The 24586-nt window shown below is 64.9% G+C and carries 25 protein-coding genes and 1 pseudogene; 9 read left to right on the top strand and 17 right to left on the bottom strand.

Annotated features, from left to right (window positions below):
• Positions 1-191: 191 nt before the first annotated feature.
• The 7 genes from cckA to flgB form a co-directional block, all read right to left on the bottom strand.
• On the bottom strand, positions 192-2771 hold the full coding sequence (gene cckA / locus ACE10Z_RS17605; RefSeq protein WP_375789858.1) for a cell cycle histidine kinase CckA: 2580 nt from the start codon (positions 2769-2771) through the stop codon (positions 192-194).
• Positions 2772-2912: 141 nt separating this feature from the next.
• The gene (flhB, locus tag ACE10Z_RS17600) at positions 2913-3986 is read right to left on the bottom strand and encodes a flagellar biosynthesis protein FlhB (protein WP_097676001.1); all 1074 of its coding nucleotides are present in this window, start codon (positions 3984-3986) and stop codon (positions 2913-2915) included.
• A gap of 12 nt (positions 3987-3998) precedes the next feature.
• The gene (gene fliR, locus ACE10Z_RS17595) at positions 3999-4769 is read right to left on the bottom strand and encodes a flagellar biosynthetic protein FliR (protein ID WP_223970262.1); all 771 of its coding nucleotides are present in this window, start codon (positions 4767-4769) and stop codon (positions 3999-4001) included.
• 18 nt (positions 4770-4787) lie between these two features.
• Positions 4788-5051: a flagellar biosynthesis protein FliQ gene (gene fliQ / locus ACE10Z_RS17590; RefSeq protein ID WP_050401183.1), complete on the bottom strand. Its 264-nt coding sequence runs from the start codon at positions 5049-5051 to the stop codon at positions 4788-4790.
• A 61-nt stretch (positions 5052-5112) separates the two neighbouring features.
• Positions 5113-5424, bottom strand: coding sequence for a flagellar hook-basal body complex protein FliE (fliE, locus tag ACE10Z_RS17585; RefSeq protein ID WP_375789044.1), 312 nt, complete (start codon positions 5422-5424; stop codon positions 5113-5115).
• A gap of 25 nt (positions 5425-5449) precedes the next feature.
• Positions 5450-5875, bottom strand: coding sequence for a flagellar basal body rod protein FlgC (gene flgC, locus ACE10Z_RS17580; RefSeq protein WP_375789043.1), 426 nt, complete (start codon positions 5873-5875; stop codon positions 5450-5452).
• Between the two features lie 111 nt (positions 5876-5986).
• Positions 5987-6397 (bottom strand): flagellar basal body rod protein FlgB, encoded by a 411-nt coding sequence (gene flgB, locus ACE10Z_RS17575; protein ID WP_375789042.1) that lies wholly within the window; start codon positions 6395-6397, stop codon positions 5987-5989.
• 371 nt (positions 6398-6768) lie between these two features.
• Here flgB and ACE10Z_RS17570 point away from each other — a divergent pair, with 371 nt between their 5' ends.
• The 6 genes from ACE10Z_RS17570 (at position 6769) to ACE10Z_RS17545 (ending at position 11833) form a co-directional block, all read left to right on the top strand.
• Positions 6769-7698 (top strand): flagellar biosynthetic protein FliO, encoded by a 930-nt coding sequence (locus tag ACE10Z_RS17570; RefSeq protein WP_375789041.1) that lies wholly within the window; start codon positions 6769-6771, stop codon positions 7696-7698.
• A complete protein-coding gene (gene fliP, locus ACE10Z_RS17565) occupies positions 7695-8447 on the top strand; it encodes a flagellar type III secretion system pore protein FliP (RefSeq protein WP_375789040.1) in 753 nt (250 codons plus the stop codon). The genes ACE10Z_RS17570 and fliP overlap by 4 nt, the downstream gene beginning before the upstream one ends.
• An 85-nt stretch (positions 8448-8532) precedes the next feature.
• Positions 8533-8946, top strand: a complete 414-nt coding sequence (locus ACE10Z_RS17560) for a RusA family crossover junction endodeoxyribonuclease (protein WP_375789039.1) — start codon at positions 8533-8535, stop codon at positions 8944-8946.
• The gene (locus ACE10Z_RS17555; protein ID WP_375789038.1) at positions 8943-9593 is read left to right on the top strand and encodes a hypothetical protein; all 651 of its coding nucleotides are present in this window, start codon (positions 8943-8945) and stop codon (positions 9591-9593) included. The genes ACE10Z_RS17560 and ACE10Z_RS17555 overlap by 4 nt, the downstream gene beginning before the upstream one ends.
• A gap of 145 nt (positions 9594-9738) precedes the next feature.
• Positions 9739-10626: a hypothetical protein gene (locus ACE10Z_RS17550; protein WP_375789037.1), complete on the top strand. Its 888-nt coding sequence runs from the start codon at positions 9739-9741 to the stop codon at positions 10624-10626.
• Positions 10627-10681: 55 nt separating this feature from the next.
• Positions 10682-11833: an aminotransferase class V-fold PLP-dependent enzyme gene (locus ACE10Z_RS17545; RefSeq protein WP_375789036.1), complete on the top strand. Its 1152-nt coding sequence runs from the start codon at positions 10682-10684 to the stop codon at positions 11831-11833.
• On the opposite strand, the gene ACE10Z_RS17540 is transcribed toward ACE10Z_RS17545, so the two are convergent.
• From ACE10Z_RS17540 to ACE10Z_RS17515, 6 genes are all read right to left on the bottom strand, one after another.
• A complete protein-coding gene (locus ACE10Z_RS17540; RefSeq protein WP_375789035.1) occupies positions 11830-13071 on the bottom strand; it encodes a YbfB/YjiJ family MFS transporter in 1242 nt (413 codons plus the stop codon). The two genes, ACE10Z_RS17545 and ACE10Z_RS17540, sit on opposite strands and share 4 nt — an antisense overlap.
• Before the next feature lie 210 nt (positions 13072-13281).
• On the bottom strand, positions 13282-13521 hold the full coding sequence (locus tag ACE10Z_RS17535) for a 4-oxalocrotonate tautomerase family protein (protein WP_375789034.1): 240 nt from the start codon (positions 13519-13521) through the stop codon (positions 13282-13284).
• A 22-nt stretch (positions 13522-13543) separates the two neighbouring features.
• Entirely contained in the window at positions 13544-14254 is a 711-nt protein-coding gene (locus ACE10Z_RS17530) for an SDR family NAD(P)-dependent oxidoreductase (RefSeq protein ID WP_375789033.1), read from the bottom strand.
• An 88-nt stretch (positions 14255-14342) separates the two neighbouring features.
• Complete coding sequence (locus ACE10Z_RS17525; protein ID WP_375789032.1) at positions 14343-15302, bottom strand: LysR family transcriptional regulator; 960 nt, start codon at positions 15300-15302, stop codon at positions 14343-14345.
• 48 nt (positions 15303-15350) lie between these two features.
• Positions 15351-15914, bottom strand: a complete 564-nt coding sequence (locus ACE10Z_RS17520) for a histidine phosphatase family protein (RefSeq protein ID WP_375789031.1) — start codon at positions 15912-15914, stop codon at positions 15351-15353.
• A 190-nt stretch (positions 15915-16104) separates the two neighbouring features.
• Positions 16105-16344: a hypothetical protein gene (locus ACE10Z_RS17515; protein ID WP_375789030.1), complete on the bottom strand. Its 240-nt coding sequence runs from the start codon at positions 16342-16344 to the stop codon at positions 16105-16107.
• A gap of 270 nt (positions 16345-16614) precedes the next feature.
• On the opposite strand from ACE10Z_RS17515, the gene ACE10Z_RS17510 reads away from it, so the two are divergent.
• Complete coding sequence (locus ACE10Z_RS17510) at positions 16615-17442, top strand: glyoxalase superfamily protein (RefSeq protein WP_375789029.1); 828 nt, start codon at positions 16615-16617, stop codon at positions 17440-17442.
• A 12-nt stretch (positions 17443-17454) separates the two neighbouring features.
• On the opposite strand, the gene ACE10Z_RS17505 is transcribed toward ACE10Z_RS17510, so the two are convergent.
• Positions 17455-21282, bottom strand: coding sequence for a tetratricopeptide repeat protein (locus ACE10Z_RS17505; RefSeq protein WP_375789028.1), 3828 nt, complete (start codon positions 21280-21282; stop codon positions 17455-17457).
• Between the two features lie 177 nt (positions 21283-21459).
• On the opposite strand from ACE10Z_RS17505, the pseudogene ACE10Z_RS17500 reads away from it, so the two are divergent.
• Positions 21460-21647: pseudogene (locus ACE10Z_RS17500) on the top strand (type II toxin-antitoxin system HicA family toxin).
• A gap of 42 nt (positions 21648-21689) precedes the next feature.
• Positions 21690-22082, top strand: a complete 393-nt coding sequence (locus tag ACE10Z_RS17495; protein ID WP_375789027.1) for a type II toxin-antitoxin system HicB family antitoxin — start codon at positions 21690-21692, stop codon at positions 22080-22082.
• Positions 22083-22096: 14 nt separating this feature from the next.
• Here the strand turns inward: ACE10Z_RS17495 and ACE10Z_RS17490 are convergent, their stop codons facing one another.
• The 3 genes from ACE10Z_RS17490 to fliM are packed head-to-tail and all read right to left on the bottom strand — an operon-like array spanning position 22097 to position 24578.
• Complete coding sequence (locus ACE10Z_RS17490; protein WP_375789026.1) at positions 22097-22909, bottom strand: MotE family protein; 813 nt, start codon at positions 22907-22909, stop codon at positions 22097-22099.
• Positions 22906-23379, bottom strand: a complete 474-nt coding sequence (locus tag ACE10Z_RS17485; RefSeq protein WP_375789025.1) for a DUF6468 domain-containing protein — start codon at positions 23377-23379, stop codon at positions 22906-22908. The genes ACE10Z_RS17490 and ACE10Z_RS17485 overlap by 4 nt, the downstream gene beginning before the upstream one ends.
• Complete coding sequence (fliM, locus tag ACE10Z_RS17480) at positions 23376-24578, bottom strand: flagellar motor switch protein FliM (RefSeq protein ID WP_092115408.1); 1203 nt, start codon at positions 24576-24578, stop codon at positions 23376-23378. The genes ACE10Z_RS17485 and fliM overlap by 4 nt, the downstream gene beginning before the upstream one ends.
• Between the last annotated feature and the right edge of the window lie 8 nt (positions 24579-24586).

The raw sequence follows: 24586 nt of genomic DNA, 5'->3' as shown, positions 1-24586 counted from the left end.
GGGCCCGATAAAAGTGAAGCGGGAAACGGGAACCGCGGCTGCGGCCCTCGGTCGCGGCGATGTGACACTATGGTCCTTGTGAATGCGACAGCGCGTCCTAGCGCGAGATGGGGCTCAGGTTCAACCGCGACCGCATTGCAACATTGCCCTGCCTGCGGGCAGTGAAGGGGTATCGTAGCTCGTCCCCGGGCCTAATTCGCCGTCATGGTTTCCTTTACCGCGGCGACCAGCTGCGTCAGCGTGAACGGCTTCGGCAGGAACGCGAACTGCTGGTTCTCCGGCAGGCTCTTCTCGAAGGCGTCCTCGGCATAGCCCGAGACGAAGATGATCTTCAGCTCCGCATTGCGGCTGCGCATTTCCTTCAGCAGCGTCGGCCCGTCCATTTCCGGCATGACGACGTCGGATACCACGAGATCGACCTTGCCGTTGTTCTCCTCGAACGCCTCCAGCGCCTCGACGCCGTTGGCCGCCTCGATCACGCTGTAGCCGCGCGAACGCAGGCCGCGCGCATTGAGCGAGCGCAGGCCGTCCTCGTCCTCGACCAGCAGGATGGTGCCCTGCCCGGTGAGGTCCGGCTTCGGCTTGGCGGCTTCTGCGGTGGCGGTCTCCTTTGCCGCGCCGTTGCCCGCATGCGCCTCCGGTGCGACCTCCTGCTCCTGGCGATGCCGCGGCAAATAGATCCGGAACGTGGTGCCGCCGCCCGGCACGGAATCGACATAGACGAAGCCGCCGGTCTGTTTGACGATGCCGTAGACCGTCGACAGGCCGAGGCCGGTGCCCTTGCCGACTTCCTTGGTCGAGAAGAACGGCTCGAAGATCTTGTCGATGATCTCGTGCGGAATGCCGGTGCCGGTGTCCGAAATCTCGATCTTCACGTAGTCCGCCGCCGGCATGCCCTTGTTGGCGAGCTGGGCGGCTTCCTCGGTCGGCACATTGGCGGTGCGGATGATCAGCTTGCCGCCGTCGGGCATCGCGTCGCGCGCATTCACTGCGAGATTGACCACGACCTGCTCGAATTGCGAGACGTCGACCTTCACCGGCCACAGATCGCGGCCATGCACGAGGTCGAGCTTGACCTTCTCGCCGATCAGCCGGCGCAGCAGCATGGTGAGGTCGCTCAATGCGTCGCCGAGATCGAGCACCTGCGGACGCAGCGTCTGGCGGCGCGAAAACGCAAGCAGCTGCCGCACCAGCGTCGCGGCGCGGGTGGCGTTCTGCTTGATCTGCATGATGTCCTGGAACGACGGGTCGGTCGGCTTGTGCGCGTTCAGCAGGAAGTCGTTCGCCATCATGATGGCCGACAGCACGTTGTTGAAGTCGTGCGCGATGCCGCCGGCGAGCTGGCCGACCATCTCCATCTTCTGCGACTGGTTGATCTGGTTTTCCAGCGCGCGCCGCTCGGTGGTCTCGAGCATGTAGACGATCGCGGTCTCGGCGTCGCGCTCGTCCTTCTCCACCGTGGTGACGAAGAACTGGGCAGAGCGCTCCTTGGGTCCGTCGAGCATCGCCTCGACCGGCGCGATATCGCCCTGCCCCTCGGCAGCCTGGTTGATCGCGGCGATCAACAGGCCCCGGTCGCGCGGATTGACCGCGCGGAAGATCGACTTGGCCGCGCCGCCGTCGCCGTTCAGCCCCTGCGCCAGCTTGGCATAGCGCGCATTGGCGCCGACCACGTTGCCGCCGCGATCGACGGTCGCGATCGCCATCGGCGTATGGTCGAAGAAGCGCATGAAGCGCACCTCGGCGGCGCGCTCCGGATCGGAATGCTCGTCGCGGGCGCGGCTGATCACCAGCGTGCGAGAGGCGCCCGCCGCGCCGTCGGCGCCGAAGGCGAGCTTGTGATAGAGCCGCACCGGCACGGTCTTGCCGCCGCGCATGCGCAGGTCGATGTCGAACACCTCGGTCTTGACCTCGCCGGGCACCGCCGCGATCGAGGTCAACAGCGCCGCGCCGTCGCCCGAGACGATGTCGGTCAGCTTCAGGCCGCCCGAACCGATCTCGGCCAGATCGTAGTCCAGCCAGTTGGCCAGCGTGGCGTTGATATAGGCGATCTCGCCGGCCGGATTGACCGAGAAGAAGCCGCACGGCGCATGATCGAGATATTCGATCGCGTGCCGCAGCTCCTGGAACACGTCTTCCTGGCGCTCGCGGTCGCGGGTGACGTCGGCGATCGACCACACCGCATATTTCGCGTCGCGCTTGCCCTCGCCGAGCGGGCGAACCCTGAGCCGCAGCCAGCGGCCTTGCCCGCCACCGTGCCCGGCCTCGTGTCCGGCGACGCGGACCTCCTCCTGCTGCCGCTTGCCCTCGCGCGCCGCCTTCAGGAGGCGGAACACCGCCTCCGAGACATCAGGATTGCCGATGAAGACACGTTCGACGGGGCGGACGTCCTGCGGACCGGCCGCGCCGGTCAGCGTGAGATAGGCGGCGTTGGAATAGACCACGTGGCCGCGGGAATCGGTGACGACGAGCCCCTCGTGGGCATGGTCGGCGATCCGCCCCATCACCGGGTCGTCGCTCGTGCGGTCGGAGAAGCGGATGATGCCGGCGGCAAGGGCGAACAGGTTGAACAGCCCGACGGTGGCGAGCAGCGCCAGCACGAAGAGGATATAGGGCTGCGCCTGGGTACGGCCGATGGTCATGAGCCAGACGGCCACCGCGACGATGCCGGTGGCGATCAGGAGCACCAGCAGGATGCTGCCGCTCCGCCGCGCCGGCCCGTGGGCCACGAACGGCTCAGTCGCGGGAGGATCGTTGCTATCGGCGGTCATCTGGAGAGACATGGCTCGTCTGCATCACGAAGGCGACCGGCCGGCCACCTCACCCCTGAGTGCCTGAATCGGACCCGAAAACGCAAGTCCATCAGGCGGCAATTTCGCAAGTTACGCGCATTTCAAGCGGTTTTCCGCCCCTTACTGGCGCAGGCCGGACAGGCCGCGCCTCAGCCGCATCACGTAGCCGATGATTTCGGCAACCGCATGGTAGTGCTCGACCGGGATTTCCTTGTCGATTTCGACGGTCGCATAGAGCGCCCGGGCCAGCGGCACGTTCTCCACGATCGGAATGTCGTGCTCCTTGGCGATCTCCCTGATCTTGAAGGCGAGGTTGTCGACGCCCTTGGCGACGCAGATCGGCGCCGACATGCTGCGGTCGTAGGCCAGCGCCACCGAATAGTGGGTCGGGTTGGTAATGATCACCGAGGCCTTCGGAACCTGGGCCATCATGCGCTTCTTGGCGCGCTGCACCCGCAACTGCTTGATCCTGCCCTTGACGTGCGGGTCGCCTTCCGACTGCTTGAACTCCTCCTTCATCTCCTGCAGCGACATCTTGTGACGCTCGTACCAGGTCCGGTACTGGAAGAAGTAGTCGGCGATCGCGACCGCAGCCAGGATGGCGACCACCGCCGCCAGCAGGTGCACCGTCATGCCGGTGATGGCGGGCAGCAGCTCGGCCGGATCGACCCGCAGGAACGATTCCATCCGCATCCGATCGGGCCACAGCACCATGACCATCACGACGCCGAGCGCGATCAGCTTGAACAGACCCTTCAGGAAGTTCGCCACCGCCTGCTTGCCGAACAGCCGCTTGAAGCCGGCCGCCGGCGAGATCTTGGAGAATTTCGGCTTGAGCTGCTCGCCCGACCACACCAGCTGATGCTGGATCATGTTGCCCGCGATCGCAGCCAGCGCCAGCATCAGGAACGGCACGCCGATCGCGGCGACCACGGCGTAGCCAAGCGTCTGGGTCAGTTGCAGCAGGCCGGCACCGTCGGTGCGGATCATCCATGAATTGGCGATCAGGTTGCGCAGCGGCATCAAGATGCCGCCGCCGATCGAGCCCGAGAAGGTCGACAGCACCAGCGTGGCGCCGGCGATGACGAACCAGGTGTTGACTTCCTGGCTCTTGACGACGTCGCCTTTCTCAAGGGCGTCGTCGAGACGTTTTTGCGTAGGGTCTTCTGTTTTGTCTTCGGTATCGTCGGCCATCTCTTCTCCTGATTAATTCATTGGAGCGAGTTGGCGCATGACGCCGTTGAAGTAGTCGAAATAGGTATTCATCATCGCCGCGAGCACGACGGCGAAGATCAGGAAGCCGACCATGATCGAGAGCGGCACGCCGACGAAGTAGACCTGCATCTGCGGCATCAGCCGGGCCAGCACGCCGAGCCCGATGTTGAAGACGAGGCCGAACACCAGGAACGGCGCCGACAGCTGCAGGCCGATCTTGAAGGCCGCGGAGAACGCGGAGGTCGCAAGCGCGGCGACGTCGCCGGTCGGCATGATCTCGCCCGGCGAGAAGATGCGGTAGCTCTCGCTCAGCGCCGCGATGACGAGATAGTGGCTGTCGGTGGCGAACAGCAGCGTCAGGCCGAGGATGGTGAGAAAGTTGCCGATGATCTGGCCCTGCTGCCCCTGGGTCGGGTCGACGGCGGTGACGAAGCCGAGCCCGAGTTGCTGCGCGATCACCGAGCCCGCGACGTTGAGCGCCGACAGCGTCACCCGCGCGGTCGCGCCGAGCACGATGCCGATGATCAGCTCATGCACCATCAGGACGCCGAGCGAGGAGATCGACGTCAGGTCGACGTGATAGGCGTTGCGATGCAGGGGGAGAATGATCAGCGTCAGCAGCAGCGCGATCGACAGCTTGACCCGTGCCGGGATGTTGCTCTCGCCGAAACCGGGTAGCAGCATCACCATCGCGCCCACGCGCGCGAACACCAGCACGAAGATTGCGGCCAGCGCCGGAAGCAGGGAGACATCGATGCGCATGACCGCGGCATTAGTGCATCAACCGCCGATGATTCGCGACGAAATCCGCATCATGTGACTACTGAGCGCGTCTGCCATGAAGGGCAGCGCCAGCAGCAATGTGACGAAGATCGCGAGAATCTTCGGCACGAAGACCAGCGTCTGTTCCTGGATCTGGGTCAGCGCCTGGAACAGCGACACCACGACGCCGACCACGAGGCCGACCACCATCAGCGGCGACGACACCAGCACGATGGTCCAGATCGCATCGCGTGCCACGTCGAGAGTTTCAGGGCCGGTCATTGTTGTTCTCGCTTCTTGCAATCTTGCTTCGCATCGCCCCGGGATGACGTCCCGACGGACGTCAGATCGGCATCTTCATGATGTCTTCATAGGCCTGGATCACGCGGTCACGCACCGAGACCAGCGTCGACACCGCAACGTCGGTGTCGGCGACCGCCGTCACCACATCCATCACATTCGCCTTGCCGGAGGCCATCGCCATGGTCTGCGCGTCGGACTTCTTGCCCGCTTCCAGCACGCTGCCGACGGAGTCCTTCAGCAGCGCGCTGAAGGACGGGCCGGCGACGGCCTGCCCGGCCTTCTCGGCCCCGCCGCGCTCCATCAATTTCGCGAGGTTGGCATAGGCGTTGGCGGCGACTGTCGGTGTAGCCATGATTTACGTTCCTGTTCTTGTTGCGTCAGGACTTGAGGATGTCGAGCGTGCGCTGGATCATCCGCCGCGTCGCGCTGATGATGTTGAGGTTCGCCTCATAGGAACGCTGGGCGTCGCGCATGTCGGTCATTTCGACCATCGAATTGACGTTCGGATATTTGACGTTGCCGGAGGCGTCCGCCGCCGGGTTGCCCGGCTCGTGCTTGATGCGGAATGACGACTGGTCGGGGCGAATCCGGCCGAGCGTCACGACCTGGGCGTCGAGCGAGCGATCGAGCGCGGAGGAGAAGGTCGGCACCTTGCGGCGGTAGGGATCGCCGCCCGCGGTCTGCGCCGTCGAATCGGCGTTGGCGATATTTTCCGAGATCACCCGCATCCGCCCCGCCTGCGCGCGCAGGCCCGAGGTCGCGATGCTCATCGAGCGGGTGAAATCGCTTATTCCATCTGCCATGGGATCCTCCTGCCGCCGTCAGGCTTTTGCTGGTTTGGGCATGATCTCCGCGCAAACGCGTTCCGCGTTTGTCGCGAGGGAAAACCGCTTCACACTTTTCCGGATCATGCCCTAGCCCTTGCCGATCGCGGTCTTCAGCAGACGCAGGCTCTTGCTGTAGAGCGAGGTGACGGCCGCAAAGTCCATCTGGTTGGCCGACACTTTCAGCATCTGGTCCTCGAGATTGACCGCATTGCCGGCCGGGCGGGTCTGGAACCCGCTCTTGCCGCGATCATTGTCGAATGTGTCCGGCGCGCCGGACGCCGCCATGTGGGTGGCGCTGGTCTGCATCATCGGCAGCGTCCCCATGCCGCCGCCGACCGTAGTGCCGGCCCTGTCGAACTTCGGCTCGACCAGGTCGCGCGGCCGGAAGTTCGGCGTGTCGGAATTGGAAATGTTCTCGGCGAGCACCCGCTGGCGCTCCTGGTGCCACTGCATCTTGCTGCGCAAAGCCGACAGGATCGGCAGATCGTTCATGGACATCGCCGCGGCTCCGTTAACCTCTTGGACGCCCCCTTGGGCCTTCCGAGGTAGGCAGAATTTGCCCGGTGTATGGTTAACGGGTGGTTAAAATGCCGGATGGAGCCGTGGAGAACGCCGCAACTGCGGCCGGCGAGCGCATTTTCGCCACGAATGCTGCGTTAACCAGCACAAACCAAGACAGCGTGGGGCGCTGAGAAGTCGTTTTGGGACAAGCGATTCTTGGTTTATTAATAGAACAGTCGGCTACAAGCCGCTGGGAATTAAGAAATAAGGCGAATCTCGGGCGCGATTCGCTGCGCAAACCGCACCTATCAATCCGCGCTCGTTGATGGCGGAAGCTGAGGAAGGCCACGATGGCCGGGGACTCCAATATGCAGGTCATTACATTCGTTTTGGCATTCGTTGTCGTGCTGGCGCTGATCGGCGTGACCGCATGGCTCGTCCGCCGCTTCGCCGGAAACCGCCTCGGGGCCAACGCCAACCGCGGACGGATGCCGCGACTGGCCGTGATCGACGCCGCTGCTGTCGACGGCCGCCGCCGGCTGGTGCTGGTCCGCCGCGACAACATCGAGCATCTGCTGATGATCGGCGGCCCGACCGACATCGTCGTCGAGCCGAATATCGTCCGGGCGATGCCGGGGCGCGATCAGATGTCTACCCGCCCTGCCGTCGCCGCCGATGCCGCGCCGCCGCGCGTGGCGCCGCTGCCGGATGCCGCCTGGAACGAGAGCGAAGCCGCCCGATCCGACAATTTCGACCTTCCCGAGCCGGAGCTGCCGCCGCGTCAGGCACGCCCCTCCTTCGCCGACGAGCTGCGCCGGCCCCCGCCGCCGATCGCCGAGCGTCGCAACGATCCGCTGACGAGCTTCACGGCTGAGCGCAGCGAACCGCGGCCCGATCCGATGCCGCCGCGCCTGCCGTCGCGCTCCGAACCCGTCATCCCGCGGCCGCCGCGCGCTGCCGAGCCGCCGAAGGCCCCGCCGCGGGCGCCCGACCGCGCTGTCGCGCCGCCGCCTCCCCCTGCTCCACCGCCGGTCGCAACCCAGGCGCCCCCGCCAGTGCCGCCGGCTTCGAACGCCGATGCAAATTTGGCCGAGATGGCGCAGCGGCTCGAGGCGGCACTGCGCCGCCCGACCGGCGCAGGCGAGACCGTCGCACCGCCGGTTGCGCCCGAGGCGCCGCCGGTCCGCGCGCCGCGTAGCGAGCCGCCTGCCCCGCCCGCCGGCGGACAGAAGAGCGGCTTCGAGAATCTCGAGGACGAGATGGCATCGCTGCTCGGCCGACCGAAGAATCCTTCGTGAGACCAGGGACAGTCCCGCGTAGAGTTTTTTTCATCGCTGTCCTGATCGCCGCCGGATCCTTCGCCGATCCGGCGATGGCGCAGGATATCAGCATCAATCTCGGCGGCGGCAATGGCGGGGTGACCGAGCGCGCGATCCAGCTGATCGCGCTGCTCACGGTGCTGTCGATCGCGCCGTCGATCCTCGTCATGATGACGTCGTTCACGCGCATCGTGGTCGTGCTGTCGCTGCTGCGCACCGCGCTCGGCACCGCGACCGCGCCACCGAACTCGGTGATGATCGCGCTCGCGATGTTCCTCACCGCCTTCGTGATGGGGCCGGTGCTGCAAAAATCCTACGACGACGGCATCAAGCCACTGGTCGCCAACCAGATCGGCGTCGAGGAAGCGCTGCAACGCGCTTCGGTCCCCCTCCGCGGCTTCATGCAGAAGAACGTCCGCGAGAAGGACCTGAAGCTGTTCATGGACCTCTCCGGCGAGCCGCCGCCGGCGACGCCGGAGGAGATGTCGCTGCGCATCCTGGTGCCGGCCTTCATGATCTCCGAGCTGAAGCGCGCCTTCGAGATCGGCTTCCTCTTGTTCCTGCCGTTCCTGATCATCGACCTCGTGGTCGCCTCGGTCCTGATGTCGATGGGCATGATGATGCTGCCGCCGGTGGTGGTCTCGCTGCCGTTCAAGCTCATCTTCTTCGTGCTGGTCGACGGCTGGGCGCTGGTCGCCGGCAGCCTGGTGCAGAGTTACGGGGGGTAGCAGCAGGTAGCCGAACTGGATATTTAGCTCGAATTGACAATGAAAGGAGGCTCGCTAGCATGCTCTGAGAGTTTGGGCAGGGTGAATGGAAATTGCATTTCCGATAGAGTTTCTCGTCTACGGTACGCCGGTTTCTTTCCAAGCCAAAAATGTAGATTCGCGGGAAGCTTGGAAGGATCGCGTTAAAGCGGCCAGCGAACAAGTCATCCCTCAGCCTCATTTCGCCTCTGACCAGCGCATTGCTGTGACACTTTACTACCTGCCCAATGAAGCGATGGCAGGAGATGTCGATAACATCGTGAAGCTTGTACTGGACGCCCTCAACGCCCATATTTACTTAGACGATGTACAGGTCGAACGCGTGGTAGTTCAGAAATTCGAACCGGGTAACGTTTTCAGCTTTTCAAATCCATCGGCAGTTGTCGTCGACGCGATTACTGGACCGAAACCCGTGCTCTACGTGCGAGTGTCCAACGACCCATTCGAGGACTTGCGATGAGTAACACCGCGACCGAAGAGCAGGTGCTGCAGCGCGAAGTCACCCGACTTGAAGCGGAAGGGTACGACGTATTCGTCCAACCTCGCGCTCCTCTCGTCCCTGAATTTCTTGGCGACTACGTACCGGATGCGGTAGCGACCGGTCACGGCAAAAAGATTGTCCTGGAGGTAGCGAGGTCGCTGGGAAGTGAAAAGCTGAAGGACGTGGCTGCGCTCTTTGCCAAGCAACGGGAATGGGAACTCAAGATTCTGCTCGTATCCCCTACATCCTCGGCTAAGACGGTCCCGGTCCAGTCGCGCCAGGCGATCGACGGTGCGATTGAGGAGATCGAACAACTAGAACAACTGAATGCTCTGCGCTCGGCATTTTTGCTTGCGTGGGCAACATTCGAGGCGGAAGGGAGAGCTGCGGTTGCAGGAACATTCGACCGGCCACAAACGCCAGGACGTTTGGTCCAAATATTAAGTCAGGAAGGGTTGCTGACCCCCACTGAGGCTGACCGCATGCGAACTTTGTCCGAACTGCGCAATCAGCTCGTTCATGGCGATCTTGGTACCGAGATCAAGAGCGAGGACTTGCTTTGGTTGGTGGGTGTCCTTCGAAAAATGGCGGCCCCGGACTACATAACTACCAGCCCCGCCATTTAGCGAGAATCTAGGTTCTGCGCGACCGTTGCCGGCAGCCTGGTGCAGAGTTACGGGGGGTAGCCCCGCGAAACATTCATGGCCTCATCGCTGGATCGGCCGTGCCGTTGCATTATCATGCGCGGCACCGCATCCAGGGAGCCGCGCCGTGCAGCAGCCATTCGATCGCGCCGCAGAAGACCTCGGCAACGCCATCCATCTCGAGCATGTCAACGTGCAGGTGCCCGACCAGCGCCTCGCCACGCTGTTCTATGTCGCCGGCATCGGGCTGACCCGCGATCCCTATCTGATGGTCTCCGACAGCAACATGTGGGTGAATGCCGGCCGCAGCCAGTTTCATTTGCCGAGCGGACGGCCGCAGGTGCTGCGCGGCCACACGGCAATCGTGATCGCCGGGCGGCAGGCCCTGCTGCAGCGGCTCGCCGCGGTCGCGCCCAAGCTCGAAGGCACCGCGTTCAGCTATCGCGAGCACAACGATCACGTCGAGGCCACCTGCCCGTGGGGCAACCGGCTGCGCTGCTTTGAACCGGACGCCGCGCGGTTCGGGCGCATCGCGCTCGGCATGCCCTATGTCGAGTTCGAGGTGCCGCGCGGCACGGCTGAAGCGATCAGCCGGTTCTATCCCGAAATCATGGGCATCCCCGCCAGCGTCGTGAACGGCGACAGTGTCGTCGCGCGCGCCAAGGTCGGCAAGGACCAGTATCTGCAATTCCGCGAGACCGACCAGGCGCAGGGCGAGTTCGACGGCCATCACGTCCAGATCTACATCACGGACTTCTCGGGCCCCTACAAGCGGCTGCGCGAGCGCAACCTGGTGTCCCGCGAGGACAATCAATACCAGTACCGCTTCTGCGACATCGTCGATCCCGCCAATGGCCGGCACCTGTTCACCGTCGAGCATGAGGTGCGCAGCGCCACCCATCCGATGTATCTGCGGCCGCTGGTCAACCGCAATCCGGCGCAGACCAACCGCACCTTCGCCAACGGCTACGACCAGGCGCCATGGGCGATGGGGCCGGACCAGTATGACGGTTGAGCGCACACGCTCGTCCGCATCGCGACATCCTCAGCATTCCCAGCGACGAGACGACATGCTTCCCTCCCAACGCCATCTATTCGAAATCCCGCGCGACGTCTGCTACCTGAACTCCGCGTCCTACAGCCCACTGCCGCTCAAGACGCTCGACGCCGCCCGCGCCGCAGTGGGACGGAAGGGCCAGCCCTGGACGATCGACGCCGGTTTCGCCGGCCGCCAGCATGAGCGCGCCCGCAGCGCGGCGGCGCGCCTGATCAATGCCGATCCTGATGACATCGCGCTGATCCCTGCGATCAGCTACGGCATAGCTACCGTGGCGAAGGCACTGAGCATTCCACGCGGCACCCGCGTCATCGTGCTGGAGAACGATCACTCCTCGCCGGTGCTGGAATGGCATGCCCGCGCCGAGGCACAGGGTTTTGTCGTCGACACCGTGCGCCAGCCCGCCGACGGCGATTGGACGTCGGCGGTGCTCGCAACGATCGAGCGGCCGGGCGCGCCACCGGTCGGCCTCGCCTCGATCTCGTCGGTGCATTGGGCGGACGGCGGCATCATCGACGTCGACCGGGTGCAAGCAACGCTGCGGCGGCATGGCGCGCTGTTCGTGATCGACGCGACGCAGAGCGCGGGTGTCGTCGCGATGGATGTGACAAAACTCGACCCTGACGCCGTGATCTTCCCGACCTACAAATGGCTGATCGGTCCCTACGGCCGCGCTTTTCTCTACGTTGCAAAACGTCACCAGAACGGCGTGCCGCTGGAGCAGACCTCCGCCGGCCGCCGCGACGTCAATTCCGAGAAGCCGGTCTATTTTGGCGATCTCGCCTATGTCGACAATGCCCGGCGCTATGACATGGGCGAGCGCGATCATTTCATCACGCTGGAGATGGCCTCGATCGGCATGGAGATGATGGCGGAATGGGGTGCTGTCGCCGTCAGCGCGCGGCTCGCGATGCTTAACGAGCGGATCGCCGACGGCGTGCGCGATCTCGAGCTCAATTTGTTGGCGCGCAGCGTGCGCGCGCCGCATATCCTCAGCCTCGGCATGGCCGGCGGCATCCCGAAGGAATTGATCGCGCGGCTCGCCGCCGAGAACATCCACGTCGCGCTGCGGCTCGGCCGGATGCGGATCTCGCCGCACGTGTTCAACGACGAGGCCGATGTGGATCGCCTCGTCGCAGGCTTGACCAAAGCGCTGCGCGGCTAACTCCGCTTGCGCCCCAGCGCGACGACGCTGACCAGTTCGATCGCCAGCGCGACAGCGACTCCGGCCGCGCCGATCACGAACAGCAGCGCATAATCACCGCTGCTGTGCGCGAACAGCCAGGACAGGCCATAAGCGCCTGCCGCCTGGAACAGCGCGAAGGTCGTGGTCGCCTGTGCCCATGCGGAGCGCTGGCTCGCGGCCGAATGCGGGATCAACTCGTGGATGCGGCCGATCACCAGTGGCACGATGCCCGGCGTAAAACCACCGACAATGAGGCTCGACACGATCAGCGCGGCTGGCGAATTCGTCACGGCGGGCAGCGCGACCGCGACCGTCTCGATCAGGAACGCCGCACGCAGCGCCGCAGCGAAGCCGGCACGGTCGGCGAGATGTCCTGTCAGCAGCGGTCCGATCACGGCGCCGATGCCGTACAGCACCCAGTAGTACGATCCTGCCGCGATCCCCTGCCCGAGGCCGCGGGCAACGAAGTCGACCAGGAACACCATGTGCGGCACCAACGCCAGCGCATTGAGGCCATATTCCACGCACAGCGCGATCACCAGCGGCGAGCGCACACCATGCGCAGCAAAGTGCGGCTCGGCAGCAGCGTGCGCGGCTAGCACTTCCGCCGGCCACGCCTTCCAGCTGATCAATGTCAGCACCGCCGACAGCACGCCAAGGCCGTACCAGGCCTGCTTGACGCCCTGCTGCAGCAACAACGGCACCAGCGTTCCCGACGCTGCGACACCCAGTCCGACACCGGCGAAGATCACGCCGCCGATCAGGCCGCGCTTGCTGGGCGCCGTGTGCGGCAGGATCACAGTCGCCGCCAGCACCATGATCACCCCGCCCGTGATGCCGGCAAGGAAGCGGAAACCGAAGAACCAGATGAAGGAGATCGGCACCGCGCAGGCAAAGCAGGTGACGGCAGCCAGCACCATCATGCCACGCAACGCCCACACCGAGCCGATGCGCGCGCCGAGATCGCGGGCGATCAGCGCGCCGGCGAGATAGCCGGCAAGGTTGGCGGCGCCGAGATAGACGGCTTCCGCCGGCGTGAACCATTTGGCCGCGATCAGCGCCGGGATCAGCGGCGTGTAGGCAAAGCGCGCCAGCCCGAGCCCAACCAGCGAAGCGCACAGCCCCGCGGCTGCCGATAGCCACAGCGGACCGCCAGCATCGCGATGCGGTCCGGCGTGACGGCCCCGATGATGATCGACATTGGCTGACATGGACATGGCAGTAGGCCCTCCGGCCGTTCGTGAAAAATGATTAGTTGCGATCGCAGCAATCGCTCGCAGCGATCACGCCGTCTCTTTACCTCTCCCCCTGTGGGAGAGGCATAGGCCGCCTGCGGCGGCCGTGCGTAGCGACGCCGAAGCAAAAGCTTCGGCTATGTCGCATCGCCAGATGCGATCCGGGTGAGGGGTGAACTCTCTCCTTGGACCTCAGCGGCTTCGTTCCGACGCAAGCTTCTTGCGATAGTCCAGCGCGGGTAGCCCACCCCAGCCCCAATTGTGGGTGTCGACTTCCTCGATGAGGACGAAGGTCGATTCCATGGGCTTGCCGAGCACGTCGCGCAGCAATTCGCTGGCACCCTTGATCAGCGCCACCTTCTGCTCCGGCGTGGTGGACGACGCACCCGGCGCCGTCCCCTCACGCGTGACCTGGATGGTGACAATAGGCATCACACTCTCCTGCTCATGCTCGTCAGTGGCCGGCACTCTGGCCGCCGTCGACGTGCAGGATCTCGCCGGTGACGAAACCCGCTCCCTCCAGGAACAGCACGGCGTCGACGATGTCCTTCATCTCGCCCATGCGGCCGACCGGATGCAGCTTGGCGAGGAAGTCGTGGGTCTCGGGGCCATGCATCGGCGTCTTGATCACGCCGGGCGCTACCGCGTTCACGCGGATGCCCTTGGCGGCATATTCGATCGCCAGCGATTTGGTCGCCGCGCTCAGGCCGCCCTTGGTCAGGGACGCCAGCACCGAAGGCACGTTGCTGTTGGCGTGGTCGACGAGGCTGGTCGTGATCTGCACGATATGCCCCGACCCCTGCTTCACCATCTCTTTCGCCACGCGGCGGGTGATGTAGAAGAAGCCGTTGAGGTTGGTTGCGAGCACCGACGCGTAGTCCTGGTCGGTGTGGTCGGTGAACGGCTTGGCGACGAAGATGCCGGCATTGTTGACCAGCGTGTCGACGCGGCCGAAGCGCGTGAGCGCCTGCTTGACGATGCGATCGGCTACCTCGGGATCACCGATGTCGCCCGGGACCGCCAGCACATCGGCGTCGGTCGACGGCTTGATGCTGCGGGAGTTGGCGACGACGCGATAGTTGCGATCGCGATAGCCCCGGACCAGCGCCTCGCCGATCCCCTGCGACGCACCGGTGATGATGGCAACCTTCTGCTCTGCACCCATGATCTCTCTCCATCTGTTGCTGAGGCTGCGACAGCGCCGCCTCGATGGAGAGCAAGCTAGATACATCCGCTTTCCGCGCGAATGCCCGCTATTCGGCAGACACTCTTCCGCGCCGCGAACGACTGGCCCGGCTGGCCTCGCGCGACAGCCGCTCGAAATAGCGTTTCAGCCGCGGCGCCGCGAAATCGACGAAGGCGCGCACCTTCGGCACGTCGAAGCGACCCTGCGGCGCCAACAGATGCACCGGCAAGGCCGGATGCTCGTCTTTGGCGAGCAGGATCTGCAACCGTCCGTCGCGGATTTCCTCGGCGATATGATACGAGAACAGCCGGGTGACGCCGTGCCCTTCGCTGGCCGAGGCGACCGCCGCCCGCACCGTGTTGACGACCAGCCGCGGCGCGAACTGGACCGCGCGCGCCACCTTCGACTTCGCGGCCGGCGGGAAGCTCCAGGAGTCGAGCCCGAAATGCGTCATCGCGATGATCTGGTGCCTTGCGAGATCGGCCGGCTCCCCGATCAGGGGATGCTGCGCAAGATAACCGGGCGATGCAGCGACCACGCGGCGCACCTCGCCGAGCTTGATCGCGATGAAATTGGAATCGGCGAGCTGGGCGATGCGCAGCGCAACGTCGATACCCTCGTCGATCAGGTTGACGGTACGATCGAGCATCACGAGCCGCACCGACACCGCCGGATACTCCATCATGAAGGCATCGAGCACCGGCCGCAGCACGTCCTCGCCGACGACGACGGGCGCGGTGATGGTCAGCGTGCCGCGCGGCGCCGACCGCTCGCCGCCTGCCGAGATGTCGGCCTCCTCGAGCTCGCTGAGGATCCGCCGGCACGCCGCCGCGTAACGCTGGCCGGCATCGCTCAGCTTCAGCGACCGCGTGGTGCGATGAAGCAGCTCGGCGCCGACATGATGCTCGAGGAACGCGATCGCCCGGCTGACCGCCGCCGGCGATCGCCGCAGTTTTCGCCCCGCTCCGGCAAGGCTGCCCTCGTCGACCGCCGCGACGAAGACCTTCATGGCGTCGATGCGGTCCATTACGACTCTTTCGCTGCAGGCAACCTGATCAACTCTGAGATCGACCTCTTACTTGCCGCCCATTTGAATGCTGCCGACGACATCGAAATTCGTCCCATTGGGCTGAAGAACAAAAAAATCCCCCATGGCGATCGATGGTTCAAGAACGATGTTTGAGATGTTGAGATCGTGGGTGATCATCACCAAGTTCGCGGAAGACCGGTACGCATGGATGTCTTGCAAGACCCGCTCCTCATTCGACGTCGCCTGGCTCTCGGATAAGACGCCTGGCGGCATGAGATATTGGACAGGCATCGCGCGACCGAACGCAAGCTTGCCGGTGTCGATGCAACGGCAATACGGGCTGGTCCGGACCTCTCCGACGGCAATGCCGTGCGCACGGAACGCCTCGCCAATCCGCTTGGCCTGCTCAACGCCGCGGGAAGAAAGGTTTACTTCCTCGGCGCAGTTTCCGGGCGCGAGGTGCCCTATTCCTTCTCGCATATCGACGTGGGTATGGCGCAGCAGGACAACCATGCCGCCTCGCTTCAATGCCGCCCAGACCTGTTCGTCATCGCCAAAGGCTTGTCCGAGCGAGATCGCCAGCGAACCCGCCAAAGCGAGGAGGAGCATTGCTTTCCGGCTGCGTAAGACTGCAAGCATGGGTCGGGAATGCTTAGATTCAATAGAGCTCTAAGCGATAGCACGAATTCAGTTGAACAATCGAGGTCGGGAAAGTCGCCTGTGGCCCATCGCGTTAACATTGGCATGTCTGTCCGCCTGCGTGCCGCCCCTGGGGCAAGCGGCCACGGGCATTCATGCGCTAGTCAGCCTTCACGTCATACTGCTTGCTGAGGTGATCGCCGATCTGCACCAGCATCGCGACGCATTCGGGGTAGCCGGGCCTCGCCACCGTGGCTTCGTCGGCGCTGGCGCGGAATTCCCAGCTGTCGCCGTCGCGCAGCACCGAGATGTCGATGCCGTCGGGGCAGTCGACATGGACTTTCAACTCGGCCCGCGCCATCGCGATGAGTTCGGCTTCGGTCTTGATCGGCTTGCTCATGTGACGACGTCCTCCCGGTTGGCGATATCAGCCATGGTTGCCGATTTGGCAGCGGAATGTCGAGAGGACGCACCCGATCACGGGCTGTTGCAATTGACAAATTGCAGGTCCCCGGCGAACATCGGTCCGGGTCGATACCACCCGCCGCTTGCACCCCGCCCGGGGACGGTGAACGTATCAAGCCAGGTTTCAGGCTTCCTTTGCCCGCGCGAACGGGTCAGCAACGCAAGCCCCTGACGCTTTCCGTTCGTCGATGCAAAGGTTGATCCCATGCGCGACTTTCGTGATGCCAAGGCCATGGCGCAGACGCTGCGCGAAGCGCTCGCCGCCAAATCGATCCCCCTCACCCACAGCGACAGCCTGGAGCTGATCGCGAAATTGTTCGGTCAACGCGACTGGAACACGCTCGCGGCGCGGATACAGGCCGCTGGCGGACCTGCCGACGTGCCACCTCTCGCCCCGCCGGACGCCGTGCGGCAAGAGATCGCAGTCGCGACCGCGATGCTCGATGGTTATGCGGGATATTACCAGCTCAGCGACCAGGCCGTCCTCAGTGTGACGCGCGATCATCATCACCTGGTGATCCAGCTCACCGGGCAGCGTGCCGTGCCGTTTTTTGCGGAGAGCCAAACCGAGTTTTTCGCAAGGGAAGTCAACGCGCAGATCAGCTTTGTGATCGCCGCTGACGGTCAAGCGACATCACTGATCCTGCATCAAAACGGCGACAAGCCGATGCCGCGCATCGACGCCGCAACCGCGAAGCAGATTGCGGATCGCACCGCGGAGCGCGTGAAGAACCAGTCACCGGCTCCCGGAACCGAAGCCGCACTCCGCCGTCTGTTCGATGGACTCGCATCGGGACAAGCCAACTATGCAGACATGACCCCTGCGCTCGCCGCCGCGACCCGCGAGCAATTGCCACATCTGCAGCCTTTCCTCGCCGACCTCGGCGCGGTCGAGTCCACCCGCTTCCTCGGCGTCGGCGCTCAGGGCGAGGACGTCTACAGCATGAGGCATGAGAACGGGGCGTCGCACTGGCGCATCGCGCTTGACGACAAGGGGATCATTTCGACGGCGTGGGTGTCGCCCGGGCCGTAACGGCTCGCGTCCCTACGGCGTCACGCCGGCGCGGCGCTCGCCCTTGATGACTGGCAGCGTGCTGACCGGCGCGGCCATCGGCTTCTCCGGCAGCGATCCGGTCGTGACCGGATCGGGCAGCGGCGCGCGGGCGGTGGCGTCGGGGAAGCGGGTCTTCATCTCGCGGATGAAGCCGTCGAGCGTGTCGACGCTCGCGGCCATCCGCGCGATCTGGGCGAACTCGGCGCTCGAGGTGGCGACCGGCTTGCTGGCCGCGTCGAACGCCAGCTTGTCGGCATCACCGGACATCAGCGGCGCGTATTTTTCGCGGAACCGGGACAGCCCGATGGCGTCCTCGGCGAGTGCGTAGCCGACCACGGCGCGGATGATGTCGGCCTTCTCGCTCGGGTTGAGCGGGGTGAAATCGCGCCAGCGGTCGCCGTAATAGAGCTCGATCTGCTCGGACGCCTCGCGCCAGTGCCTTGACGCCCAATAGATGTCCGAACGCAGCCGGATCGCCTCGCGGCCGGTGATGTTCGAGATGATGTCGAGCGCGAGGTCGTGCCGGCCGACGTCGCTCTGCGCGCGCGCCTCGAGCAGCAGCCGCTGCTGGCGCAGTTCGCCGGAGAGGTCCGCGATCCGGGTCGAGCGCAGCGCGCCAATGGCGCGGTCAGGCTTGCGGTTCATCAGATAGACCATCGCAAGCCGCGCGGCGACCTGGGCGCGCGCCGCGCCTTCGAGCCGCTTGTCGACCTGGTATTGCAGGAGGTCGGCGGCCTGGTCGAGCAGATCGACGCCGACGAGGCGGTCGGCGAGACGGCGGATCATTTCGTCGCCGCGGCGGCCGATCGGCGTCAGTTCGCGATAGTCGTAGAAGGTGCCGAGCGCATCGATCGGCGCCATCTCGTCGCCCTTCGGGCCGAGATAGAGCTGCACGAACAACGCCGAGGCGGCATCCTGCGCCAGGCGCGATTCCGGCGCGTTCGGCTGCAGCCGGGTCGCGGCACGGGTCACCGCGAAGGCGTCGGCATAGCGCGCAGTCTCGGCATAGATCTTCGACAGCACGTACAGCGTCTTCAGCTCGATGTTGTCGCCGCGCCACAGCATCGACAGCAGCTCGAATTCCTTCAGCGCATCGTCGCGGCCGATTTCGCCGCGCTTCTGCCGCAGCAGCGTCTCCAGCAGTCTGCCTTCGGCGGCGGACTGCCGGTCGGGCGAATTGGCGGCGAAGCGGTAGGCGTCGAGCGCATCCTTCTCCTGGCCGAGCGCTTCGGCGAGCCGACCGCGCAGCACCGCAACCGCGGGCTTGAGTGCGTCGGGAATGCCGACCACGTCGAGATCGCTCTTGCGCCGCGCGGCGCCGGCATAGTCCTTGACCTCGAGCGAGGCCTTCATCGAATCCATGGTGACGATGCGCTGCAGATCGGGCGGCAGCGTCGCGACCGCGAATTCGGCGTTCTTGAACTTTTCGCGCGCCTCGGGCCATTTGCCCTCGCGGGCAAACGCCAGCCCCTTCCACAATTGGGAATCGTAGCCATTGCCGATCACGGGATTGGCAAGATCCTTGAGCCCCTGCGCCGGGTGCCCGATCAGGATGCTGGCAACCGCGTGCACCATCACCACGGACGCCGTCTCGCTGCCGCGCTTGCTTTCGGACAGGATCAGATTGGTGACACCATGGGCTTCCTGGTACATGCCGCGCGCCATGTAGAAATCGGCGAGATCGAGCCGCGCCTGCGGCAGCTGCTCGGCATTCGCCGTCGAAGCCGCCGCAATCAGACCGTCGAGCTGCTTGAGGAAATTCTCCGACTGGTTCTTGCGCCACTCGTCCGGATCGAACAGCGGCTTTACCGCCGCGGTCGCGCGCTCGGCGGCGACGTCGGCCGACGACAGTGTCAGGCCGCCGGGCCGGCCCAGTACCACCTTGTCGGCGCCGACCTCCGCCTTGATATCGTCGGCGTTCGGATGAACCACGACACCGTGGATCGATTCCAGCAATGAGAGCTCGACGAAATCCTGCCGCTTGATGATGCCGCGGGTCGGCGGCGGTGCGGTCACGACCCAGAGCGTATCGCCCGCATCGGGATCGATCAGTCTGTGGAGCCGGCCGGGATTGGCGAGCGGCACGCTGACATTGGCGAGCGAGGGCTCGCTGATGTTGCGCACCACGCTGAGCGGCAGCGGCGGCTTCTGCACCCGGTCGGCGAAAGTCAGCGTCCACCTCACGCCGCGCGAGCGCTCGTCGCTCTCGAGTGACGGCATCTGCGGCCGGTTGAGGCGGAAGCGCACCGCCTGCCCCTTCTCCAGCGCGATCCGGCTGACATCAGATATCAGCGAGCCGGCCTTGGCGCGGATCGGATCGACGTCGATCGCCTCAGGCGTGTCGAACACCATCCATACCGTGTCGGCGCGACGGAACAGTGCCGCCGGCGTCGCGCCGGGGAATGAGAACGTCACCCGCAACCCGTCGCTGTCGCGCTGGGCTTCGACCGCGGACGGGGCGCTGGCGCGGGCTTCGGCACGCGGCGATGGCGCCGTCGCTGGCTTCGGCGCCTCCATGGACGGCGCGGCCGCGGCAGCAGGCGCAGGCTTTGGCGCGTCGCTCTGTTCGATCGCAGCGCTGCCCTCGCGCGGCGCGGCCGGCGCAGCAGCCTTCTCGACCTCGGCCGGCAGCGCCGCGGCGATCTTCGGCAGCTCCGAACTGGGCAGCTCGGATCTCGGCTGTTCCGATTTGGCGGTCGCGGGCGCCGGTTGCTCGGTCGTGGCGTGTTCGGGTTTGATCGGCTCGGACTTTACCTGTTCCGACTTTACCGGTTCGGATTTGGCCGGCTCAGCCTTGGATTGCTCGGACTTGGGTTGCTCAGATTTGGGTTGCTCGGACTTGATCTCGATCTTGGCCTGCTGCGCGATGCTCTCCGATGTCGCCGGCGCGATCGCAGCTGCACCTTTCGATTTGCCGCGCGGCGTCGGCAACAACGCGCTCAGCGAGGGCTTCGCCGAAGGCTGCTGGTCGGCCTGCTGGAAGGCGACATCGACGATGTAGTTCTTCTCGTCGCGGAACGAATGCACGTCGACATCGCCAATCAGCGTCACGTCGACCGCTGAGGTATCCGTGTCGGCGCGCGAACTGATCGACGCAACGTTCGGGGGAGCGGCAACCTTGGCATCGGCAAGGTCGAAGCTCAGGACCGAGTTGAAGGACAGCGTCAGCTTCTGCTCGTTCAGCACCGAGGAGACGCTGACCCCGTCGGGAACCTCGAACACGAAACGGACGAAGGTGGGCTGCACCAGCGCACGCACGCGGATCGGCGGCTTCTTCTTGGCGGCATCGGCGGCGCGCTGGATGCGCAACAGACGCTCGGCGGCACGGGCGCGCTCCGCCAGTTCGCGGATCACTTCCTGTGGCAGCGACGGCGGCGGGCCGGTCCAGCCGTCGGGCAGGAAGTCGACGAAGATGCGCTCGCCGGCGGTCATGGTGTTGATGGTGACACGGCGCGCCAGCGACAGGCGGATCGCCGAACCGTCGGGATCGCGACGCGCGGCGCCGACATAATCGGGCACCGCATCGGAGAGCTTCTCGACGGGGATATCGACCGGACGCTTGAAGCGGATCACGATGATCGAGCCGGCGGTCGTGACCTCCGACTCGACATCCTCCTTCAGCTTCAGCACCAGCCGGGCATAGCCGTTCGCGGCCGAGAATGTCGCCTCGCCCGGCACCGGCGACAGGTCTTGGGCCGGCACCGTGGCCGGATATGTGAGGGCTGTAAGGGCAAGGCCGGTGGCAAGCAGGCACAGACGGGCAGTCCGCGCCCAGGCGCGGCCTAGCGACCATGTTTCAGCGGCAGCCGTTCGCGCCATCTCGAAACGTCTTCTCGGGACCCAGCCATACCAGCGCGAAGCGCCCTCGCCCACGCGTCCCGATCTTGGATCGGGCGGCGTTAAGGAGCTGTTAACGTCAATGGATTGCGAACGCTGGGTCGACGTAGTGTGTATTTGTGTGTTGACAAACTACACAGTTGTGTGTATAAATACACGGTGAGATCGGCGGACATCATCAAAGCCTTGAGGGCCGATGGATGGGTGCAGGTTGCCCAGAAAGGCAGCCACGTTCAATTCACGCACCCATAAAGCCAGGTCGCGTCACCGTCCCACATCCCAAAAGAGACGTCCCTGTCGGGACCTTCAAGAGCATTGAGAAGCAGTCCGGCCTGAAGCTGAAATGACCAAGACGAAGCCCAAAGGGGGTTCGCAAATCGGAGACACGAATGCGGCACTACATCGCGTTGATCCACAAGGATCCCGACAGCGATTACGGAGTTTCGTTTCCTGATCTTCCCGGTGTGATCACCGCGGGTACCGATCTCGACGATGCCCGGACGATGGCCGCTGAAGCCTTGGCCCTCCATTTGGAAGGTATGGCTGCAGACGGCGAAGCCGTACCTGAGCCCTCCTCTCTTGAGGAGATCATGGCCAATCCGGAAAACCGGAGCGGCGTTGCCGTTCTCATTCCAGCGCCGGCGGAAGACGTGAGAAGCGTTCGGGTGAACATCACTCTTCCATCCGACATTCTCAGCGAGATTGATCGACGCGCCGAACAGGAAGGCTTCACCCGCTCCGGCTTTCTCGCTCAAGCCGCCAAGAAGGCTTTGGCAGCATAGGCCGGCGCTATCCCTCAATTCGCCTTCGGGGCGAGCATCTTGCCTTCGATTTTGGGAAGCTCGTCGGTCGAGGCCGACTTGTCGCCGCCGGCGCGGCGGGCGAGTTCGACCGTGAGCCGTTCGGCGGCCTCGGGCTGCATCAGGCCGAGGATGTCCGACATCTTGCGCGGCTGGATCTGCGAGGCGATCTGGTAGAGCACGGTCATTTCCAGACGATCGAACACTTTTGCGGCGTCCTTCGGCTTCATGTTCTCGTACATGGTGACGATGCCCTTGAAGCGGGCGGCGTCGGCTTCTGCCTTTGCCGCCGTATCGGCATTCGCCTTGGCGTCATTGGCCTTGGCCTCCTCGACCTTGGCCTCGATGCGCTTCTCGGCGGCCTTCAGGAGGCTTTCGCGGATCTCGACCTCGCGGGCGCGCGTCTCGAGTTCCTGGCGGCGCGACTGCAGCCGTTCCAGGATCGCGCGTTCGGAGGCCGACACCGGCGGCGGCGCATCCAGATTGACCACCACGCCGTCGGGCTTGGGCGCCTCCGCGGCCGGTGCGGCCGGTTTCGGTGCCTCGTCCTTTTTCGCGTCCTTGCCCTCGACCGATCCCGTGATGTCGCCGGGATCGGCCTTGATCTTGCTGTCGGCCACCGTCTTGGGAGCGCCGGGGAAGTTGAAATTCTGCTGCGCCCAAGATGGACCGGCCGGGCCGGCCGGCGGCGCGTCCTCGGCAAACACGTAACCGCCATCGAGCACGAGGCCCGCGACCTTCAGGACCATCAGGCCGAAGATCGCGACCAGCACCACGGGCATCACTCTGATGTCACGAAGCAACTTCATGCAGCGAGGCCGCCGGCCCTCCTGCGCTCGGTGAAGGCTTCAGCCGCCGCGGCAACCGCACGCGCGGCCGAAACCCTGGGCGCCTGCGCCACTGGCGCGGCGGGCGCAGCTGCTGGCACCGGCGCATGCGCGGGCTCCGGCGGCCGCGCGGCCAGCGCGATCTTGGACAGGCGGCGCACCACGCCATCGCCTTCCGCCAGCTGGTTCTTCAGCTGCGCCGACATCAGCGTCGCCGCGTCGAGCTGGTTGCCGAGGTTCTCGTTGACGTCGCGCACCGCGTGCTTCAACCCGCCGATCGCCCGCTCGGCGATCTCGGTCGCGGTGATCAATTCGGCGATCGTCGCCTTCAGCGAATGCTCATCCGCCTTCAGCCGCTGCAGCCGCTTGTTGAGCAGCCAGCAATAGCCGATCGTCAGCATCAGCAGCACGGCCACCAGACTCTCGATTGCTAGTCCAAGCACATGACTCATGGTGCCTCCATCATTTTGGTCCGCTCGTCCGCCTTCTCGAACATCGCGAAGGTGGTTTGGGGTTTGCGCAAATTCTTGGTGACGCGGATCGCAACGCGGTCGCCGACCCGGCCCATGCGGCCCTCCGTCAGGGTGACGTTGCCGCAACGGACCGAGACCAGCGCGTCGGAGCGGATATCCAGCGGCAGCGTGTCGCCGACCTTGAGCTTCATCAGCTCCTTGAGCGGGATATCGGCCTCGTACAGCACCGCATCGACCGCAATCTCGGCCTGCGCCACCTCGGTGGCGAAATGGCCCTCCCAGATCGGATCGCGGCCGAACTTTTCGCCCATGAACATCTGCAACAGCACGTTGCGGATCGGTTCGATGGTGGCGTAGGGCAGCAGCAATTCGACATTGCCGCCGCGGTCTTCCATGTCGATGCGCAGGCGCACCAGGATCGCGGCGTTGGCCGGCCGGCTGATCGCGGCAAAGCGCGGATTGGTCTCGAGCCGGTCGATCGTGAAGGTTACCGGCGACAGCGGCCGGAACGCCTGCTCGGCATCCGACAGCACCACCTCGACCAGCCGCTTCACGAGGTTGGTCTCGATCGTGGTGTAGGGCCGGCCCTCGATCTTGAGCTGGGTCTGGCCGCGGCGACCGCCGAGCAGCACGTCGATCATCGAATAGATCAGGTTGGAGTCGACCATGGCGAGGCCGAAATTCTCCCACTCCTCCGCCTTGAACACCGAGAGCACCGCCGGCAGCGGGATCGAGTTCATGTAGTCGCCGAAGCGCACCGAGGTGATGCGGTCGAGCGAGACTTCGACGTTGTCGGAGGTGAAATTGCGCAAGCTGGTCGTCATCAACCGCACCAGGCGGTCGAACACGATTTCGAGCATCGGCAGACGCTCGTAGGACACCATCGCGGAATCGATGATGGCGCGAATGCCGGAATGATCGTCGAGGCTGACGTCGCCGACCGTGAAGCCCAGGAGATTGTCGATCTCCTCCTGCGACAGCACGCGCTCGCCATTGGTGTTCTTGCCGCCGAAGTCGCGGCTGCCGTCCTCGACCATGGCGGCCCATTGCAGCGCCATGTTCTCGGTGAGCTCGTTCTTGGCAGCTTCCGCCGCGGCCGCCGCGGGATCCTCGGAATCGAGCGAGGCTTCCCATTGGGCCGCAATGGCGTCCTGGTCCATCTGGTCGTTGCCGGCCATGGCTTTAC

This window comes from Bradyrhizobium sp. Pha-3 (genome assembly GCF_042258615.1).
Classification (GTDB): Bacteria; Pseudomonadota; Alphaproteobacteria; order Rhizobiales; family Xanthobacteraceae; genus Bradyrhizobium.
The sequence above is the reverse complement of the archived record's forward strand: the minus strand, read 5'-3'. Positions and strand labels throughout refer to the sequence as shown.